Raw genomic sequence first — 21,050 nt, forward strand, 5'->3', positions numbered from 1 at the left:
CGACACTGTCGGCAATATTGTCGACGACGTCAGCAAAATTGTCGACAGCGTCGGCAAAGCTGTCGAGGGCGTCGGCAACAGATTATCCCGGCAACAAATTCAAGTCAGCTAAGGAAATTTACAAAAAGGTATACAATATTTCGGAAAGACACGGTTAGTTAATAAATCGAAATCACAACTTATTTTTTTAAACTTAATCACTTTCCTGATGTCTATCTTCTCGTACCGGAAACCAGTCCGGAGCAGCATTTGTTATAGACAGATAATATATTAGTTATGAAATCGGGAAGATACTTACTATGTTTATTTCTTATTCTTTTTTCGTTGCCGGCAGTTGCACAGCGGGGAGGAGTTGATGTCACTGGTACAGTGATAGAAGAGGGGAACAACGAGCCGATCGAACAGGCCACAGTCCGCTTATTGAATGTTAAAGACAGTACAATGATCGGAGGTGTGGCCAGTTCGCGCAACGGGAACTTCACATTAAAAGGGATCAAGGCCGGCAGTTATTTACTGCATGTCAGCTTTGTAGGTTTCGATCCTTTATACCAGCCCATACGTATCACGGGAAAGACAGATCCGGTCAAATTGGGCAAGCTGGCACTGAGTGACGGAGCGATTCAGCTGGGAGAAGCCGTTGTCATCGGTAAGGCACCCGAAGTCGTGATGCGAAACGATACCGTCGAATACAATGCCGACTCTTATAAAACGACCGAAGGTGCCGTACTGGAAGACCTGTTGAAAAAGATGCCCGGCGTGGAAGTGGACAGTGAAGGAAAAATCACCGTCAACGGAAAAGAGATCAAGAAAGTCCTGATCGACGGGAAAGAGTTCTTCTCCGACGACCCGAAAGTGGCCTCTAAAAACCTGCCATCCAAAATGGTTGAGAAGGTACAGGTGCTCGACCGCCTGAGTGATATGGCACGGATGACCGGATTTGATGACGGGGAAGAAGAAACCGTGATCAATCTGACCGTAAAGCCCGGGATGAAACAAGGGTGGTTCGGGAATGCCTTTGCCGGATACGGCAGTGAAGACAGATATGAAGGAAACTTCATGGTCAACCGCTTTATTAACAATGATCAGTTCACATTGATGGGGGGTCTGAACAATACGAATAATATGGGATTCTCCGATATTGCTTCCAACATGTTCTCCGGTATGGGCGGACGACGGGGCGGACGTATGGGAAGCGGAGGAGCCGGAAACGGTATCACGACTTCCGGAAATGTAGGTATGAACTTCAGCAAAGAGTTCAGCAAGAAACTGACTTTGGGAGGTAACGTACGCTATTCTCATTCCGACAATGAAGCAGACAGTAAAACCACCCGTACAAATATCCTGCCGAACGACAGCTCAACTGTTTATAATGAGATCAACAATAACAATACGAAAAGTGACAATGTGGGTGCCGACTTTCGCATGGAGTGGAAACCGGATACAGCCACCCAAATCATTTTCCAACCCAGCTTCAGCTATAGCAATAGCCACAACCGGGAGTCCGGTTCATTCAACACGCTGACCAACCGGGGAGATACCGTCAATCTCGGGGAATCCGATTACCTGTCCGACGGGGAAGGATACAATATCAACGCCCGCCTGGAATTTAGCCGGAAGCTGAACGATGAAGGACGTGTTTTCAGCGGTTCATTAAACGGAAGATTAAGCGACTCTTACAACAAAGGACTGAACTACTCTAATACGGAATATTTCCTCGGAAACGAACAAAACGAGTTGATCGACCAACAATTCAGATATGACAACAAAGGCTTCAATTACCGCGTTTACTTGTCCTGGGTCGAACCGATCGGTCGCAATAATTTCATTCAAGCGACTTACAGCTTCAGTCAGAACAAGCAGGAATCTCTGAAAAACTCATATACCAGAGAAGAGGGAAGCGAAGAGTATAATGTATTGGATACGGCATACAGCAAAAGCTACCGTAATAACTTTATAAACCAGCAAGCCAGCCTGGCGTTCAAGGCTGTACGTGAGAATTATGACTATACGATCGGTATGAACCTGGAGCCCTCGCACAGCGTAAGTGAGAACTTTGTTGGTGATTCTACCCTTTCCAAGCTGACCCGTAATGTGGTCAATGTTTCCCCGATGGTCCGTTTCAACTACCGGTTTGATAAACGAACCAATCTGCGTATCAATTACCGTGGTCGTACCAGCCAGCCGAGCATGACGCAATTGCAGCCGGTAGCCGACATTTCCGACCCGTTGAATACAGTTACCGGTAATCCGGACCTGAAGCCGACCTATTCCAATAACTTGTTTGCCCGTTACCAAAAGTTTATACCGGATAAACAGACAGCTTTCATGGTGATGTTGAATGCCAATTATGTGGTGAACGATATCGTTACCAAATCCATCTATGTCGGTGAAACAGGTAAAAAGATGACGACTTATGAGAATGTGAACGGAAACTACAATGGCAATGTACGTGTCATGTTCAATACGCCGTTGAAGAATAAGAAATTCTCGGTCAACTCCATGACAATGGCTTCGTTCGCCAATTCAAACGGTTTCATCAACGATGAGAAGAATGTAAACAAGGATTTCACAGCCATGGAGCGTGCCGGCATCGATTTCCGTTCCGACTATATCGACCTGGGAGTAAATGGGAACATACGCTACAGAAGTACGAATAACTCCCTGCAAAACCAGAATGATCAAAATACTTTCAACTACGGAGTCGGCGGGACAACGACCATTTACCTTCCGCTTGATTTCAAGATTGAAAGCGATATCACCTGGTCATCCAACTCCGGTTATGCTACCGGATACCAACAGAAAGAAGTGCTGTGGAACGCATCAGCATCCAAATCTTTCCTGAAAGGAAATCAGGCGACATTGCGTTTCAAGATATATGACATCCTGCAACAGCGTAGTAATATTTCCCAAAGTGTAACCGCCAATTATACCCAATACTCGGAATACAACACACTGAGCAGTTACTTTATGGTTCACTTTATTTACAGGTTCAGCATCTTTAAAGGCGGAGCTTCTGCCAGCGATATGCGCGGACCCGGAGGCAGAGGACATGGCGGACCGGGCGGACCTCCTCCACGATTCTAATACTCGTAAAAACAGATATGCTCACAAACTATTAGGGGACGCAGATGACGCAGAAAACGCAGTCTGCGTCCCTTAATACAAATATTGGAACCAGTCTTTAGCCTTCTTCCTATACATTATTATATATACTATACTTTCAGGCTATACGGTTCACGTATCGGATTTCCCCTCCGCTTATTAGCCTCGTTGTCAAAAAAGAACTCCTCTTTTTCCGGATTCCAGACCAGTTTACGGTCAAATTCATAACAGAGGTTGACGATATGGCATAGGGAAGCGGTGCGATGTCCTATTTCCACTGTACTGAGCGGCTGCTTACGGGTCTTCATCGCCGTCAGGAAATCATTATAATGATCGTCGCTCTTATATAGTTTGATCTTATCGTCACCAATAACTTCATCCTGCAGTTTTGCCGGAATCGTATCCAGGAAGCTACGGCTGATATCGATCACACCGTCCGAGCCGATAAAACGGACTGCATTTCCGTCTGCTTTACGGAAAGGCTCGTGTGTCATAATGGTTCCATTGGCATAACGCATACTAAGCGGTCTCAGTTCGCCTTCATCGGGAGGAGTAAATTCGATTGGTCCGGAATCGTCCATACCCAAAGCCCATTGTGCAATATCAAACATATGAGCACCCCAGTCGCAGATCATACCGCCGCCATATTCCCGGTAATTACGCCAGTTCGGGAACATATTCCGCTCCATAGGCGGTGCCAGTTCCTCATTATAGACATTCATCGGAGCCGGACCGATCCACATATCCCAGTTTAGCGTCTTAGGTACCGGTTGTGCCGGCAAGTCATATTTTACAGGAGGAGGTCCGATAGAGACTTTCACCTCTTTTATCTCACCGATATAACCATTACGGACCAACTCGCAGGCATGGCGGAAGTTACGCCAGGAACGCTGCATGTTACCGACCTGCAATACGCGGTTATATTTCGCAACGGCATCTGCCATGGCACGTCCTTCCTCGATACTGTGCGACATAGGCTTTTCTACATATACATCTTTACCGGCACGGCAGGCTTCGATGGTCTGGACAGCGTGCCAATGGTCCGGCGTGGCAATGATCACCCCGTCGATATCGCTGCGGTTCAGCAATTCATGGTAATCGGCATACAGTTTAAATCCTTTATATGCCTGCCCTTTAGCCTTTTCGGTTTCTTTTTCAACAATTGCCTGCATGGCATTCAGTTGGCGGGATTCGCAATCGGATGCTGCGATCAGGTTGGCCCTACGGGCAAATTCCGGCCCAAGGGTCCAACGTCCTTGTGCTCCGCAACCGATAATACCGAGATTGATCTGGTCGCTGGGAGCAACAAAATTAGTTCCACCTAAAATGTGACGGGGCAAAATGGTGAAGCCGGCAATTGCCAAAGCTCCGCTTCTGATGAAGTTTCTTCTTTTCATTGTGTCTGTCTTATGGTATTAGAGAAATTGAGATATTTCTACAAATCTATAAATAATACCTTACAAAACAAACACTTGAATACAATTATGTACAGAAAAACGACTATTTAGAAATGCGACAGAAAGGCTTTTAACAAGGAAGGATTAAGTAAAGCCGGATACAGAAAACCATAGACTGCCCCGTAAAAATGGGCATTGTGGTTGATATTGTCCCCTGCACGTTTAGCCATATATTGACAATAAGCCAGATAAACTACTCCAAAAATAATTCCCGGTACAGGAATGATCGCAAATAACAGTATCTTACTCCAGGGATCGAACAATATATAAGAAAACAGTACTGCCGATACCGCACCCGACGCACCTATGGACACATAATAAGGATCATTATGATGTTTGATCAGGTCATACAAGGATGCAAAAATCATTCCACCAAAATACAGTCCGAGGAATCCCCATGCTCCGAACCCGAGATAACCGAATACCTTTTCTATATAAGTTCCGAACGACCAGAACGTAAACATATTGACCAGCAGATGTGTCATATCGGCATGAACGAATCCGTGAGTGATCAACCGGTACCACTCATTATTCTTTACTGTCCGGTAAGGGATCAGCGCCAGTTTACGGAATAATTCCACATTATTGAAACAGAGCCAGGAAACTAAAACGGTTATACCGATAATAATATATGTGATCATCTTCTTTCTTTTGATATATCCGGCAAATGTAGTAAAGATTTGTTATTTACAAATTACCTTACTACCTTTATCAACTTATAACAAAGTTAAAATTCATGCTGGCTGCCATACACATACAATGGGTTGCAGGAGTAATATTCATCATATTGTACTCCATCACCATACTGGGGTTGGTTCTGGTTATCATCGCAGAGAACAGGAATCCTTTAAAAACCATCCCCTGGGTCATCGTGTTATTACTGGCTCCCGGTATCGGACTGCTTTTTTATTTCTTCTTCGGGCAGGACAACAGGAAGCAGCGTATCATCTCACGCAGGACTTACAAACGTATTATGAAACGTCCGCAGGAGGGAAAACTTCCGCAGGATGCCTGTACCGTTCCCGGTCCATACCAACCTTTGGTCACGCTATTGAATAACAACAATCAATCCTCCCTCCTTTACGGAAGCGAGATCAAAATCTATACGAACGGAGCGGATAAATTCAAAGACCTGCTGAAGGATATCCAGGAGGCGACTCACCATATCCATATCCAATATTACATTTTTTGCGATGATGAAATAGGGACACAATTCAAAAATGCCCTGATCACAAAAGCAAAAGAAGGTGTCAAGGTGCGGTTATTGTACGACGATGTCGGCTGCTGGAACGTAAAAAACAGTTTCTTCGACGAGATGCAGGATGCAGGTATCGAAGTGCATGCCTTCCTGAAGGTAGCTTTTCCGGTCTTCACCAGCAAAGTCAATTACCGAAATCACCGGAAAATCGTTGTTATCGACGGACAGGTCGGCTATATGGGAGGAATGAACATTGCCGACCGGTATGAGAAAGGAACGGAATGGGGTATCTGGCGCGACACTCATTTCAGGATAATCGGAAAAGGAGTACACGGACTACAGTCCGCTTTCCTGATCGACTGGTATGTTGTCAGCAAGAAACTGTTGAACGACAAGATATTTTATCCGCCTGCAAAGATATATAATGAAGACAACATCATGCAGATAGTGACAAGCGGGCCGGTCGGGCAATGGCGCACATTGCTCCAGGCATATATCTTTGCCATCGCGAATGCCAAAAAATACATTTACATACAAACTCCTTATTTCCTTCCGACCGAAGGGTTGAACCAGACACTGCTGATCGCGGCATTGGGAGGTATCGACGTACGGCTCATGCTGCCTAAACGTTCGGATACCCGCACCGCCAATATGGCTACACATTCTTTTATCGACGAGATGGTAAAGGCTGGAGTGAAAGTTTATTTTTACGAGCCGGGCTTCCTGCATTCCAAGCTGATGATCACTGATGATGCGCTTGCCTGCATCGGCTCAGCCAACATGGACTTCCGCAGCTTCGAGCACAATTTCGAAATAAACGCATTCGTATACGAACCCTCTTTTGCCATGCAGATGAAGCGGGTATTCCTGCACGACATGCACAGTTGCGAGCGGCTGATCCCGTCACGCTGGCTGAAACGGCCCGTCAAACAACGGCTTGCCGAGTCATTCATGCGTCTGTTTTCCCCGCTCCTTTAAGCCTTTTCTTCTTTAATAAAGATACTGAAGTTGACGGAGCCGTAAACACGTTGCTGGTCAAAATAGGGAAGATGAGAGAAATCATTCGTTTTCGGATGCTCCATCACGAATATACCTCCGTCTCGCAACAGGTCACGTTCAAAAACCAGCTCTGGTACTTCCGGCAGTTCCTTCAGCGCATAAGGCGGATCAGCAAAAATAAAGTCGAACCCCTGTTTCGGAGCCGAATGCAGATAACGGAACACATCACCACGAATCAGGTGAAGAGATTCCGTCTTCAGCTCTTTTGCAACCTTGGCGATGAAAGAAGCATGGGCATTATTTTTTTCCACGGCTGTAACACTTCTGCATTCCCTTGAAAGCAATTCGAACGAGATACTTCCCGTTCCGGCAAACAGGTCCAGCGCATCAGCCCCTTCCAGATCGGTCAGGTTGTTGATCACATTAAAAAGATTCTCCTTGGCAAAATCGGTCGTTGGTCGTGCACTGAAAGAAGACGGCACATCAAAACGTCTACGCCCATATATTCCGCTTATAATTCGCATACAGATAAAGCTATTAAATCCAACGGAGCCTGAACGACTTCGGCTCCCAACAAGTAAGCATCCGACGGTATCTCAGCCGGACTGATATATTGTATATAATTTCGTAACGTAGTCGTCATACTGTTACGCAGAGAAACACCTCCATAGATATGAAGCTGGTCCTTCTCCTGATCCATACCGACCTGTTTCCATACATATAATATATAGTAGAGGATATCGTCAGGCTTATCATACCCGAAAGTATTTACAAAAAGCAGCTTTCCCTGGGCAAAACAAACCACATCCATCATCTTCCGGTGAATCACCACATACATCTGGCGGGGGATCAACGCACGGCTCTGCTGTTTCCACAAAACCAGCTGAGGTGTGATATGATGGACAAAAGCGGGGTTGATCAGTGAACGGGAACAGAACTCATACACCTCTTCTTCCATACCGAACACGACTTCCGCAGCTTCGTGCGCCAGCGGATTATGCAGGCATTTATTCTCAGGAGCGGAAAAGGTAAACGATAACAGATCCGTTTTCTGCTTTTCCGTAAAGACTTCCTCAGGAACTACCGTATATTGAGGCGACACATAGACCAGGTTCGTCCGTTTATACGAATATGTAAGAAACTCGTGCTCGAAGAAAAACTCTTTCAGTGAAGAGATATAAGGCTTCGTCCGGTCGAACTCTATATTTCTATAAAAGAAACTTTCGCTCTCCGAAGGACTGTATCCTGAAAAAGAAAGTCCATCCGACCTAAGCCGGATGGACATTATGTATTTTCCAGAATTATCTGCAGTCAACGTATCAGGAATACTGATAGCCATAAGCAATCGATTATTCCCAGTTACCTGCGTTGTTATTAATTTCAGTCAGTGAACCAACACGTAAACCCGGGAATTTTTCCAGCTTATCAGCTTTGTCCTTCAGGTTTGTAACCAACTGTTTGTCCAGGTCACCCAAATAATCGTCATACTTAACGCCTGCTTCAAATACTTTTACAGTATAACCGGAACCAGAAGTCAGTGTAGCTGTGTCCATAGAGAACTTAACGCTTGTTCCGGGAACATTTGCCAAATCGTCTACATTGTAGTTTGCACCGAACAATGTATCTTTTGCAACCACCCAGATAGTATCACGTCTGATCAAACCTTTCTTTACAGCTTCTTTCTCAGTCATACCTTTTTCCAGCTGCTCGTCAGTCAAGACACCTTCCTTGATCAGGAACGGAAGTTTATCTTCCTTCAGGAACTTAACCAGGTCGGTAAAACTACCTGCATGCGTTTTGTACACATTCTTATACTCGATCTGAGCTTTACGGATGTCGATCAAACGAGTCTTAATAGCACTTTCACGCACATCTTTTTCCTTATTAAATTCGATCGGCGTCATAATGCTTCTGTAGCACATGTAAACTAGCAGGATAACTGCAGCAGCTAATAAAATCTTTAATGTAACTTTCATGGTTTGTATTGTTTTTTTGAATTTATTTCGTTCGGCAAATTTAAAAAAGAATATTTAATACACTACCTTTATCACCAAAATTATTGCAATCAAAATGATAAATAGTTATTTAAGCCGCCAAATTACACAAAATTTTCCACATAATCCGACGGAAGACCAATTTTCTGCCCTAAAAACACTCACGAATTTTCTGCTTTCAACCGAATCAGACACCCTTTTATTGCTGAAAGGATACGCAGGAACTGGAAAAACGTCGCTGGTCGGTGCCCTGGTCAAAACCCTGAACGAGCTAAAACAAAAAACAGTTTTGCTCGCTCCTACCGGAAGGGCAGCTAAGGTCTTTTCGAACTATTCCGGCCAAAAAGCTTTTACGATCCATAAAAAGATATATCGTCAAAAAGCATTCTCCAACGAACCGACTGGATTCATGCCTGCTGATAATTTACACAAAGATACGTTATTTATTGTTGATGAAGCATCCATGATCTCGAATGACGGGATCGATTCGATCTCTTTCGGGACCGGACGGTTACTGGATGATCTGATACAATATGTCTATTCGGGTGAAAACTGTCGGCTGATCCTGATGGGCGACGTGGCACAGCTACCGCCGGTCATGCAAACGGAAAGTCCGGCGCTGAACCCGGAAATACTCAGAGGCTATAATCTGCAGGTAGAAGAAATCACCCTGACGCAGGTTGTCCGGCAAAGCGGAGATTCAGGGATATTACTCAATGCCACCCGCTTACGGGATGCACTGCGAAACAACGAGGTCGAGATATACCCCAAGCTCCACCTGAAAGGTTTTACAGACTTCAGGAAGGTCAACGGAGACGAACTGATCGAGGAAATATCATCGGCATACAGCCGTGACGGAATCGAAGAAACAATGATTATCACACGTTCTAATAAACGGGCAACAATTTACAATAACGGAATACGCAACCGGATACTATACAGAGAAGAAGAGTTGTCATCGGGTGACCGGCTGATGGTTGCCAAAAACAACTATTACTGGACCAACGATTGTAAGGAAATGGATTTTATAGCGAACGGCGAGATTGTCCAGATATTACGCGTGAAACGTACAAGCGAACTCTATGGTTTTCGCTTTGCCGATGTGACCGTCCGTTTTCAGGACTATGACCTCGAACTGGATATAAAGATCCTACTCGACACCTTGCAGACCGATTCACCCGCTCTTCCCAAAGAGCTCAACGACAAGCTCTTCTATACCATTTTGGAAGATTACGACGATATTCCCACCAAGGCAGGCAAAATGAAAAAGATGAAAGCCAATCCTCACTATAATGTCGTGCAAGTAAAATATGCTTATGCCATTACCTGCCACAAAGCGCAGGGCGGACAATGGATGAACGTCTTCCTCGATATCGGCTATATGACGGAGGAAATGCTGGGAGAAGATTTTTACCGGTGGCTGTATACCGCCTTTACCCGCGCCACCCACCGGCTGTATTTAGTTAATTTACCGGATGAATTTGTTGAGTGACAGTACACTTTTTTACATATTAAGTACGTTACATTGATAGAAATAGTTATTTTTGTTGCAATATAAATCGGGACGTTGTTATTACGCCTCCCATTAAGCATAAATTCAGAAATGGCAAATAAAGAAAAAATAGATTATCTGTTACTTGACATCAAGGAACTCGAAACGTTGATTGCCGGTATGCGCGATGCAGAAGTATATCCGGTATCCTTCTTTAGCCAGACATTCAATCTGACACATAAAATACTGAATGACCTTCATTCATTGGAAACGGCGCAGATCGAGATGTTACGTAAACAAATGGAAGCCCATCAAGCTTTGATCCAGTCGCTCCCCAACCCGGTCGCCACAGTGATGCCGGAACCGGAAGTGAAGGAAGAGCCGGCTGAAAAAAACGTGAGCACTCCGGAACCGAAAACAGAATCGGAAGCAGAACCCGAAGCAGAACCGGCCAGGGAAATCATCGTTGAAAAGCAGGAGATTATTCCGGAAACACCTCATAAAACGGTGGTGGCAGATAAACAAGGGGTTTTCCTGAGCGATATACTGGAAAAGAAGAACCTGTCCGACTTCCGCAAGGCGTTCAGCCTGAACGATCGTTTCCGTTTCCGCCGTGAGCTGTTCGGAGGCAATGAAGATAAAATGAACGAAGCGATTACCGACCTCAACGATATCCACTCGTATGAAGAATCGGTAACCTATCTGAATAACGAACTGAAATGGAATATTGAGGATGAAGCTGTAGCCGACTTCCTCAAGCTGTTGGAGAAACGATTCCTTTAATTAGTTGACAGTTGACAAGTGATAGTTGACAGTTTTAAGGACTGCATTTTAACTGTCACTTGTCAACCGTCAACTGTCAACCAAAAAAAATTATGGCAAAGTTAACAGTTGTACCGACTCCCGTAGGCAACCTGGAAGATATGACCTTCCGGGCCATCCGTGTGTTGAAAGAAGCCGATCTCATCCTGGCCGAAGACACACGTACGACCGGTATTCTGCTGAAACATTTTGAGATACAAAACAAAATGCAATCACACCACAAGTTCAACGAACACAAGACCGTAGAGCAGATCGCCTCCCGTATTAAAGGCGGTGAAAACATCGCTCTTGTGTCGGATGCCGGGACACCGGCCATCTCCGATCCCGGCTTCATGCTTGTAAGGGAATGTGTACGCCAGGGTGTCGACGTGGAATGTCTGCCGGGAGCAACCGCATTTGTTCCGGCACTGGTAGCCTCCGGGTTACCGAACGAAAAATTCTGTTTCGAAGGATTCTTACCCCAGAAGAAAGGTCGCCAGACCCGCCTGAAGGAGTTGTCCGTCGAATACAGGACCATCATTTTTTATGAATCCCCTTTCCGGTTGGTAAAGACGCTAACCCAACTAGCCGAATTCTTCGGGACCGACCGACAAGTATCCGTGTCACGCGAAATATCCAAGCTACACGAAGAGACTGTCCGCGGAACCCTGGAAGAGGTTATAGCACACTTTACCGTGAACGAACCGAGAGGTGAGATTGTTATAGTATTAGCAGGCTTAAAAGATAAAAAGGAAAAAGAGACAGAAAAAGATGTTTAATTCAAAAACAAGAAGAAAATGAAAAAGTTATTATTAGTTTGTACCTGCGCAACATTACTGGTATCCTGCGGACAAAATTCGGCCGAATACAAAAAGCTGAAAGCCGAAAACGACTCTCTGAAAATCGAGAATACGAAAGCGACCAGCGAGATGAACGAGATCCTCACAACATTAAATGATGTAGAGGCAGACATACAGTCTATCCGCGATGCAGAAAACTACCTGAATATCCAGCAGCAAAGCGGCGGAGAGTTCAGTAAAAGTAACCGCGAACAGATCAAGCAGAACATGCAGCTGATCAGCGAAACACTGAAAAAGAATAAAGAAACGATCAGCCAGCTCGAAGAAAAACTGAAAAAGAGCGGTATACAATCTGCTGCTTTAAAGAAAACGATCAACCGTCTTTCTTCCGAACTGGATCAGAAAGCAACCATGATCGTCGCTTTGCAGGAAGACCTGGCAAAGAAAAATGTCCGTATCCAGGAACTGGATGAAATGGTTTCTTCCCTGAATGAAGATGTGGAAAACCTGGCAACAACCGCAGCCGCCCAATCGGAAAAGTTAGGTGAACAGGACAAGGCACTCAACACGGCTTACTATTGCTTCGGTACTGCCAAAGAACTGAAGGACCAGAAAATCCTTTCCGGCGGCGGTCTTTTCTCTAAATCAAAAGTATTACAGAGTGGCTTCAACAAAGATTACTTTATCTCCGTCGACATCCGCGAAGTGAAGGAAATACCTTTGTTCGCCGGTAAAGCCAAACTGAAATCCAATCACCCGGAAGGTTCTTACGAATTCGTAAAAGACGAAGACGGTAATCTGACATTGAACATCACAGACCCGAAAACATTTTGGAGCCTGGGCAAATATCTGGTTATTGAAGTAGGATGATGAAATACAAAAACCTCTTTATAGATCTAGACGATACCCTTTGGGATACGTACCACAATAATAAAGAATGCCTCGAAGAGATTTATACCGATCACCACTTGGATCGGTATTACGCCTCTTTCGAGGCTTTCTTCGATATCTACTGGCCGCACAACGAGTTGCTCTGGAAGCAATATCGGGCAGGCGAGATCGACCGTCAGACGCTTATTGTCGACCGTTTCCGTTACGTGCTCCGTCCACTGGGTATTGAAGATACCAAATCGGTGCTTGCCGTCAACAACGATTTCCTGCAACGTACGACAACCAAGACCGGACTGGTTCCCGGAGCGATCGAGTTGCTGGAATACCTGCGCCCATCCTACCGCATGTATATTTTATCGAATGGTTTCCGCGAAGTACAGGACAAAAAACTCCGCAATTCCGGACTGGCACCTTACTTTACCCGGATGATCCTTTCAGAAGATGCCGGCATACAAAAACCTCATAAGGGTATTTTCGACTTCGCTTTGATCAATACCAATTCACGCCGTAGTGAAACACTGATGATCGGCGACTGTTTCGAAGCCGATATTTTCGGTGCCCACCAATCCAAAATAGACCAACTTTGGTTCAATCCACAGGGATTACCTCCCCAGGAGTTTACTCCAACCTATACGGTTAAAAGCCTGGAAGAGATAAAAGGAATATTATAAACCTCGTTCTCAGAAGAATCTCACACGGTATAGGGTATATATAAACGCCCTCCCCCCCATCATCGGATACCCTATAACCTATCCTCTGATACCCTATAAGGGAACAATTCATTTCCCCATACCCAGTTGCACGATACAGAAATGCTATTTCTGTATCGTGCAACTGGGGGTATCAAAATTCCGACGTAAAATGGAACTTGATATCCGGGAAATCCTGTTGTGCCATTGTCAAGACGTAGCCGGAATCAGCCAGGTAGACATCGCGCCCCTCTTTGTCGAGCGCCATATACTGCGATTTACGTTTTTTGAAATTATCCAGGGCAGCCTGATTGTCACTTTCGATCCAACAGGCTTTATAAAGACTGATCGGTTCCCATTTACATTGAGCACCATATTCATGTAGCAGACGGTACTGAATTACTTCAAACTGCAATTGTCCTACCGTACCGATGATCTTGCGACCATTGAACTGGTTGGTAAAGAGCTGTGCAACCCCTTCGTCCATCAACTGTTCGATACCCTTGTTCAACTGCTTGGCCTTCATCGGATCCGCATTTTCAATGTATTTGAACATTTCCGGCGAGAAGCTCGGCAATCCCTTGAAGTGAAGCTCTTCACCAGCTGTCAACGTATCACCGATCTTGAAGTTACCGGTATCCGGCAGACCGATGATGTCACCGGCAAAAGCCTCATCCACCGTCTCTTTCTTCTGAGCCATGAATGCCGTCGGACTGCTGAAACGCAGTTGCTTACCGAAACGGACATGTTTATAAGGAGCATTCCGCTCGAAACGACCGGAACAGATTTTTACGAAAGCGATACAACTGCGGTGGTTCGGGTCCATATTCGCATGTATCTTAAAAACAAAGCCGGTAAAGTTATCCTCTTCCGGTTCAACGACACGCTCCACAGCCTGGATAGGACGGGGAGACGGCGCGATCTTGACAAAGCAATCCAGCAATTCCTTTACACCGAAGTTGTTCAAGGCAGAACCGAAAAAGACAGGAGCAATATCCCCTCTCAGATACGTATCCACATCGAACTCCGGATAAACACCCTCGATCAGTTCGATATCCGAACGAAGCTTTTCAGCCAGCGTATCGCCGATATGGTTTTCCAGTTCGGGACTGTTGATATCGTTAAACTCGATCTTCTCCGTCACATACTGTTTGCTCGGTGTGTAAAGGTCAAGTTTCTGTTCATATATATTATATACCCCTTTGAAACGCTGTCCCATGTCGATCGGCCAGCTCAAAGGACGCACGTTGATATGCAATTCTTCTTCAATCTCATCCAAAAGGTCGAAAGGATCCTTACCGTCACGGTCCATCTTGTTGACAAACACGATCACCGGCGTTTTACGCATACGGCAGACTTCCATCAACTTACGGGTCTGTGCTTCCACACCTTTGGCGATGTCGATTACGATAATAACACTGTCTACGGCAGTCAATGTACGGAACGTATCTTCGGCGAAATCCTGGTGACCGGGTGTATCGAGGATATTTACTTTATGATTCTCATAGTCGAAAGCCATCACAGAGGTTGCAACGGAGATTCCACGTTGTTTTTCTATTTCCATCCAGTCGGAGGTTGCCGTCTTCTTAATCTTATTGGATTTTACGGCACCCGCCACATGGATCGCACCACCGAACAACAGCAGTTTTTCCGTTAATGTGGTCTTACCGGCATCCGGGTGGCTGACAATAGCAAACGTTCTTCTTCTTTTAATCTCTTCTGAATACTGACTCATTTTTATATCGTTTATTTTATTTCAAACAGGGTTATGAACAGAGTTATCAACATACTTCTCAACATATCAACAGGGTTATCAACACCCTAAAGTTTCTCCATACAGAGGCGAAGACTCTCTTCCCAATGCGGGATAGTGATACCGTAGGTTGTTTTTATCTTCTTCTTATTCAGCACGCTATAAGGCGGGCGTACTGCCTTTGTCGGATAATCTTTCGTTTCGATCGGCAATACATGACAATCGATTCCGGCAATCTGCAGGATTTTTACCGTGAAATCGTACCAACTACAAACACCCTCGTTCGAGAAATGGTAGATTCCCGGCACGAAAGCATTCCGCTCATCGGCTGTTACCACTGCCAAAATCGCAGCAGCCAAATCACCCGCATAGGTCGGCGTTCCGATCTGGTCGAAGACAAAGCCTAATTGGTCACGCTCCTTACCCAAACGAAGTACGGTCTTTACGAAATTAGAGCCGAACTCAGAATAAAGCCATGCCGTACGGATAATAACTGCATCCGGACAAACTTCCTGCAGGATCTCTTCACCGGCCAACTTGGTCCGCCCGTAAGTGGAAATCGGACAAGTAACGTCTGTCTCCACATAAGGACGGTAGCTTGTTCCGCTGAAAACATAATCGGTAGAGACATGGATCATCTTTGCTCCGGCTTCATGTGCCGCTTTTCCCAGCACACCGACAGCAAAAGCATTGATACGGCGGCACAGGGCTTCCTCCTCTTCCGCCTTCTCGACTGCCGTATAGGCAGCGCAGTTTAATACAAAATCAACCTGATTATCCTTTATCATCCCCCGCACAGCAGCAGGATTCGTAATGTCCAACGTATCGACATCCGTAAAAAGGAAATTATATCCCGGATGGTTCTCTGCCAGCAGGCGAATAGAATTGCCCAGCTGCCCGTTGGCACCGGTTACTAATACTGTTTTCATTTCGTTAATCTTCTAATTTCAATTCTCCGTTCATATCTTCACGATACTTCTCGGCTAAAAGAGCCAGGAAAGAACTGATCTGTTTAATCGCTTCCTGTGTTTCCGGACTGACGGTTTTCCCCTGCATACGAAGAAGCAGATAACCATAGATTGCATTAAAACAGGTCTCCAGTTCCGGCAAGTCTTCCCCCCCGGACTTTGCTCGGAGCTGTACTATATAAGGAAGCGTTTTATAATAAGCCGCCCCGTAGATCATCTCTTTAGGCGACTTCAACAGCCGCAGGTGCAGGTCGGTCAGGGCTATGATCACGTTCTTGTTCAGCTGGATATGTCCTTTTTCCATGACACCCTCGCTACGCATCATATCGATCAGTTCCTCATACCATTTGGCAATCTCCTCTTTCACCTCTTCCGGCTGGTCATATTGGGCAATCACCGTCCGGCGGATCGAATCGAGATCAAACTGATTGGCACGTATCAGGTCTTCCACCTGCCACATGTACAACAAATACTCGGCTATATTTTCTTTTCTTTTTTGTTTCGCTACAATCATAGCTACAAAGATACACTATATTCGGATATCGCCCGATAAAAATCAGCATCTTTAACACCTAACTGGCGGCATGCCAGGCGTGCAGCATTCAGATTCGTCAGGAAATAACTGTCCGGGACCTGTATCGGAAATTCGCCGTAACGGGTCTGGAGGAAAGTGGCACCGTCCTTTTCGATCACAGGATGCGCACCGTAAGAGATAGCGGTAATGTCTTCACGCACCTCTTCAGCCAACTGTTTCACAGCCGGATCCCCCTCGAAATAGATCAGCTTCCCTTCCCGTTCGATCAAGGTCGTAAAATTCCTGAATGTATCGTAATAGGCATCCGGGCTGGCGTGATCCGTTTCCGGTGTCCAGGCCAGATTGGTCAGTATCGCGATGTGAGGACGGAAAAACTCCAGCTGGAAACGTTTCTCCAATGCCGATGTAACATGTTCATCGCCTTCTATCAGGGCAATACGCGCCTCGTAGCTCATATGCACACGATTCGGCAACAAAGGGATTTCGCTGGTCAGGGCATAATCGAAAACCATCTTCTGCCGCTGGAGGGCATAAATGATCATCGAGATAACCGTTTTCTTTCCGCGGCTTCCCGCAACGACTACCCGAGTTTTCTCTTTGGTCCGCTGAAATATGAATTCAGGTATAGAGAGAATCAATAACCCTAATTCCTTAGCTTTTATCAGTTCCGGATTATCCTGCTTGACAGTGGCGCCCAAAACGACAAAATTATTATCCTTTGTTAATCTCTCCGGAAACCATCCGTTTCCATGACATGTACAACCAGCAGTGTGCAGCTTCGCTATCACTTCTTCCGTCATACCATCACCGGAAACACTCACTTCATATCCCTTCTCATGAATAGCCAAAGCCAGGTCAAGCACAAGAGGTTCGGTTACGGAGATTAAATGAACTTTTCGCATCGCTTAGATTTTGTCGCAAATGTACACAATTTCATCAAGGTTCACCATACCAGTAATAGAAAAAATAGGCTTATATTTGACACAAAAAAAGTGAAATGAATATACAGATAATCGATACAGGTTACTTTTACGCAGATGGCGGAGCCATGTTCGGAGCTATTCCGAAAACCGCATGGAGCCGGCGCTATCCAAGCAACGACACGAACGGCTGTGTCCTGGCAATGAGGAGCCTGCTAATATCAAACATTCCTGAAAAAGTGATCCTCGTAGACAACGGAGCAGGCACCAAGCATTTGAAGCAGTTAAGCTATTATAATTTCTTCGACCTGGTTGACCTGGGGGAAGAATTGCAGAAAAGAGGTATCACGGCCGGACAGGTGACGGATGTAGTACTTACCCATCTGCATTTTGACCACTGCGGCTATTCGACCCTGAAAAATGAAGAAACGGGAGAAATACTCCCGGCGTTTCCCAACGCCACTTACTGGGTCAGCCGCAAACAGTGGGAAAATTTCCTCCATCCGAACGCTCTGGAAAAAGATTCTTATTTTATAGAGAACATGCAGGCGATAGCCGATAACGGGCTGTTACGCCTCATCGATACAGACACGGAACTTTGTCCGGGTATCGACCTGCGTCTTTTCGACGGACACACACCGGGACAGATCGCTCCTTATATCCGGATGCCGGAACAAACCTTTGTCTTCATAGGCGATGTGATTCCCCTGGCAGCAAGCGTTTCCCCGGATTGGATTTCAGCCTATGACACTTTTCCCGTTACATCTTATCAGGAAAAAATACGCATACTGGAAGAAGCAGCCCGTGAAGGACAAGCACTCATTTATTGTCACGATGCTTATACTAAATGTAGTACAGTAAAGAAAATAAACGATTTCTTCAAGAAAGATAAAACGATAGAAATACAATAACAGTACCGATTAACAAGCTAATTTATATCAGAAATAAAATAAATTACTATCTTTGGGAACAATATCTAAGACAGATCATAAATACAAGAAAAAGACATTATCATTTATAACTTTATACAACGCATGAATAAACTAAGCAAACTGACGCTGCTTTGTGCAGCTTTTGCCGGAATGATGGCCTGTTCCGATGGAAAAGTCGCTAAAGGCGATTACGGGATTATTCCCCTGCCCCAGGAAGTATCCATGATCAATGGAGGCTCTTTTGTGTTAACACCTTCTACATCGATTGTCTATCCGGAAGGGAATGATCTGCTGAAACAGGCTGGCGAATTTCTGGCTGCTTATATTAAAGAAGCAACCGGTTATGCTCCGAAAGTCGTTACGGCAAAAGGCTCGAAACCGATCCATCTTTCGATAGACAAAAGCATTTCCAACCCGGAAGGTTACCGTCTGACAGTCACTCCCGAAGGTATCGAACTGGCTGGTGCCAGCGAAGCCGGAGTGTTCTACGGCATACAGACCTTGCGCAAGTCGATCCCGGCTGTTGCCGAAGGAATGAATATCGAACTGCCGTCTGTAACGATCAACGATTATCCCCGTTTTGCCTACCGCGGCATGCATCTCGACGTTTCCCGTCATTTCTTCACAGTGGATTCAATAAAAAAGTATATCGACATACTGGCTCTGCACAATATGAATACATTCCACTGGCATCTGACAGACGACCAGGGCTGGCGTATCGAGATCAAGAAATATCCGGAACTGACAAAAATCGGTTCCCAGCGCAAACAGACCGTGATCGGACATAACACCGGAGAATATGACGGCAAACCTTACGGCGGCTTCTATACACAGGACGAAATCCGTGACGTGATCGCTTATGCCCAGCAACGTTTTATCACGATTATCCCTGAAATCGACCTGCCGGGACACCAGCAGGCTGCATTGGCTACTTATCCGGAACTGGGTTGTACGGGCGGTCCGTATGATGTATGGCAGCAGTGGGGAATTTCTGACGATGTGATCTGTGCCGGAAACCCCAAGTCCATGCAGTTCCTGGAAGATGTGCTCTCAGAAGTGATCGACCTGTTCCCCTCCGAATACATCCATGTCGGCGGTGATGAATGCCCGAAAGTACGTTGGAAAACCTGTCCGAAATGTCAGGCAAGAATCAAGGCGGAAGGCATCAAAGGAGACAAGAAGCACAGTGCGGAAGAATATTTGCAGAGCTCTATAATCTCGCAGATGGAAAAATTCGTGGAAAGCAAAGGCCGTCATATCATCGGTTGGGATGAGATTCTGGAAGGCGGACTGGCACCGAATGCTACGGTTATGAGCTGGCGTGGCGTGGATGGCGGTATCGAAGCAGCCAAACAACACCACAATGTGATCATGACCCCGAATACGTATCTTTATTTCGACTATTACCAGTCTACCGATACGGAAAACGAACCGATGGCTATCGGTGGTTACCTGCCGCTGGAACGGGTTTATTCACTGGAACCGACTGCCGGTATCCCGGATGAATATAAGAAATATGTGATCGGCGTACAGGCTAATCTCTGGACTGAATATATCCCGACTTTCTCACAGGTTGAATATATGGTCATGCCGCGTATGGCTGCTCTGGCAGAAGTGCAGTGGACAGACCCGAGCAAGAAGGAATATCAGAGTTTCCTGCCCCGCCTGGTACGCATGACTAAACTGTATGACCGCCTGGGATACAATTACGCCAAGAATATTTTCGACATCCATGCCGAATTTACGACCGATACGGAAAACGGCGAGATCGTTGTCAACCTGTCGACCATGGGCGACGGCGATATTTATTACACACTGGACGGCAGCGAGCCGACAAGCGCAAGCAATAAATACGAAGCACCTGTAAAGATCAAGGAAAATGCGACGATAAAAGCCGTTGTAGTACGTCCTGCAGGTAACAGCCGCGTATTCTCTGAAAAGATCACGTTCAGCAAATCGACTGCAAAGCCGGTTACGTTGCGCGTTGCACCGAGCAAAGGATATGAGTTCAAAGGCGGTCCCGAAATGGCAGACGGCCTGATCGGCGACAGCAACTACAAGACTGGCCGCTGGTTGGGCTTCCAGGGAAAAGACCTGGATGCGGCGATCGACCTGAAACAGCCGGTTGAAATCAGCAAAGTATCCTTCAATACCAATGTGGTAAAAGGCGATTGGATCATGGGGGCTGCCGGAGTTACCGTCAAGGTTTCCGAAGACGGCAAGAACTTCAAGGAAGTAGTGTCCAAAACAATTCCTTCATTAAAGCAATCGGACAAAGACGGCATCTACCCGCAGGAAGTTACCTTTGCACCGGTAAAAGCCCGTTATGTAGAAGTGATCATCAAGAGCGACAAACTGCCTGCATGGCATGGTGGTGCAGGCAATCCTGCTTATCTGTTCGTTGACGAAATCAGTATTCAATAGAATATAAAAACACCAATACAAGGCCGGTTAAAGGATTACATCATTTCGATGCAACCTTTAATCGGCTTTTTTGTTTAAAATCATCCAAGGAATAA

The 21,050-nt window shown here is 45.7% G+C and carries 18 protein-coding genes; 9 read left to right on the forward strand and 9 right to left on the reverse strand.

Translation table 11 applies throughout. The features are described 5' to 3' along the window. Positions 1-276: 276 nt before the first annotated feature. Positions 277-3,084 (forward strand): TonB-dependent receptor, encoded by a 2,808-nt coding sequence (locus tag P3L47_RS02420; protein WP_277782559.1) that lies wholly within the window; start codon positions 277-279, stop codon positions 3,082-3,084. Positions 3,085-3,212: 128 nt separating this feature from the next. On the opposite strand, the gene P3L47_RS02425 is transcribed toward P3L47_RS02420, so the two are convergent. After that, entirely contained in the window at positions 3,213-4,499 is a 1,287-nt protein-coding gene (locus P3L47_RS02425) for a Gfo/Idh/MocA family protein (protein WP_122363784.1), read from the reverse strand. Positions 4,500-4,606: 107 nt separating this feature from the next. After that, positions 4,607-5,200: a rhomboid family intramembrane serine protease gene (locus tag P3L47_RS02430; protein ID WP_122363783.1), complete on the reverse strand. Its 594-nt coding sequence runs from the start codon at positions 5,198-5,200 to the stop codon at positions 4,607-4,609. Positions 5,201-5,295: 95 nt separating this feature from the next. Between P3L47_RS02430 and cls the strand changes: the two genes are divergently transcribed. After that, positions 5,296-6,735, forward strand: coding sequence for a cardiolipin synthase (gene cls, locus P3L47_RS02435; protein WP_277782560.1), 1,440 nt, complete (start codon positions 5,296-5,298; stop codon positions 6,733-6,735). Here cls and rsmD read toward each other — a convergent pair. Genes rsmD through P3L47_RS02450 form a run of 3 tightly spaced genes read right to left on the reverse strand, consistent with a single transcriptional unit; the run spans position 6,732 to position 8,732 of the window. Continuing rightward, positions 6,732-7,280, reverse strand: coding sequence for a 16S rRNA (guanine(966)-N(2))-methyltransferase RsmD (gene rsmD / locus P3L47_RS02440; RefSeq protein WP_122363781.1), 549 nt, complete (start codon positions 7,278-7,280; stop codon positions 6,732-6,734). The two genes, cls and rsmD, sit on opposite strands and share 4 nt — an antisense overlap. Then, a complete protein-coding gene (locus P3L47_RS02445) occupies positions 7,268-8,095 on the reverse strand; it encodes a DUF3822 family protein (RefSeq protein WP_277782561.1) in 828 nt (275 codons plus the stop codon). Before P3L47_RS02445 ends, rsmD begins: the two co-directional genes overlap by 13 nt. A 10-nt stretch (positions 8,096-8,105) precedes the next feature. Beyond that, positions 8,106-8,732, reverse strand: a complete 627-nt coding sequence (locus P3L47_RS02450; protein WP_122363779.1) for a hypothetical protein — start codon at positions 8,730-8,732, stop codon at positions 8,106-8,108. A 94-nt stretch (positions 8,733-8,826) separates the two neighbouring features. Between P3L47_RS02450 and P3L47_RS02455 the strand changes: the two genes are divergently transcribed. From P3L47_RS02455 to P3L47_RS02475, 5 genes are all read left to right on the forward strand, one after another. Beyond that, positions 8,827-10,242: an ATP-dependent DNA helicase gene (locus tag P3L47_RS02455; RefSeq protein WP_277782562.1), complete on the forward strand. Its 1,416-nt coding sequence runs from the start codon at positions 8,827-8,829 to the stop codon at positions 10,240-10,242. 111 nt (positions 10,243-10,353) lie between these two features. After that, positions 10,354-11,025: a hypothetical protein gene (locus P3L47_RS02460; RefSeq protein WP_277782563.1), complete on the forward strand. Its 672-nt coding sequence runs from the start codon at positions 10,354-10,356 to the stop codon at positions 11,023-11,025. A 92-nt stretch (positions 11,026-11,117) separates the two neighbouring features. Next, positions 11,118-11,822, forward strand: coding sequence for a 16S rRNA (cytidine(1402)-2'-O)-methyltransferase (gene rsmI, locus P3L47_RS02465; protein WP_122363776.1), 705 nt, complete (start codon positions 11,118-11,120; stop codon positions 11,820-11,822). Between the two features lie 18 nt (positions 11,823-11,840). After that, a complete protein-coding gene (locus tag P3L47_RS02470; RefSeq protein WP_277782564.1) occupies positions 11,841-12,713 on the forward strand; it encodes a Cbp1 family collagen-binding glycoprotein adhesin in 873 nt (290 codons plus the stop codon). Beyond that, positions 12,713-13,405, forward strand: coding sequence for a YjjG family noncanonical pyrimidine nucleotidase (locus tag P3L47_RS02475; RefSeq protein ID WP_277782565.1), 693 nt, complete (start codon positions 12,713-12,715; stop codon positions 13,403-13,405). Before P3L47_RS02470 ends, P3L47_RS02475 begins: the two co-directional genes overlap by 1 nt. 172 nt (positions 13,406-13,577) lie before the next feature. Here P3L47_RS02475 and P3L47_RS02480 read toward each other — a convergent pair whose 3' ends face one another. From P3L47_RS02480 to P3L47_RS02495, 4 genes are all read right to left on the reverse strand, one after another. After that, complete coding sequence (locus tag P3L47_RS02480; protein ID WP_122363773.1) at positions 13,578-15,158, reverse strand: peptide chain release factor 3; 1,581 nt, start codon at positions 15,156-15,158, stop codon at positions 13,578-13,580. Between the two features lie 86 nt (positions 15,159-15,244). After that, positions 15,245-16,105, reverse strand: coding sequence for a dTDP-4-dehydrorhamnose reductase (gene rfbD, locus P3L47_RS02485; RefSeq protein WP_277782566.1), 861 nt, complete (start codon positions 16,103-16,105; stop codon positions 15,245-15,247). Positions 16,106-16,109: 4 nt separating this feature from the next. Further along, complete coding sequence (locus P3L47_RS02490) at positions 16,110-16,658, reverse strand: DUF4924 family protein (protein ID WP_122363771.1); 549 nt, start codon at positions 16,656-16,658, stop codon at positions 16,110-16,112. A 2-nt stretch (positions 16,659-16,660) separates the two neighbouring features. Further along, positions 16,661-17,581 (reverse strand): Mur ligase family protein, encoded by a 921-nt coding sequence (locus tag P3L47_RS02495; RefSeq protein ID WP_122363770.1) that lies wholly within the window; start codon positions 17,579-17,581, stop codon positions 16,661-16,663. Between the two features lie 95 nt (positions 17,582-17,676). Between P3L47_RS02495 and P3L47_RS02500 the strand changes: the two genes are divergently transcribed. After that, positions 17,677-18,510 carry an MBL fold metallo-hydrolase gene (locus tag P3L47_RS02500; RefSeq protein ID WP_122363769.1) on the forward strand — a complete coding sequence of 278 codons (834 nt, stop codon included), beginning with the start codon at positions 17,677-17,679 and terminating at the stop codon, positions 18,508-18,510. 123 nt (positions 18,511-18,633) lie between these two features. Continuing rightward, positions 18,634-20,955 (forward strand): glycoside hydrolase family 20 protein, encoded by a 2,322-nt coding sequence (locus tag P3L47_RS02505; RefSeq protein ID WP_277782567.1) that lies wholly within the window; start codon positions 18,634-18,636, stop codon positions 20,953-20,955. The last annotated feature ends 95 nt before the right edge of the window (positions 20,956-21,050 follow it).

The sequence above is a fragment of the Parabacteroides chongii genome, assembly GCF_029581355.1.
GTDB lineage: Bacteria > Bacteroidota > Bacteroidia > Bacteroidales > Tannerellaceae > Parabacteroides > Parabacteroides chongii.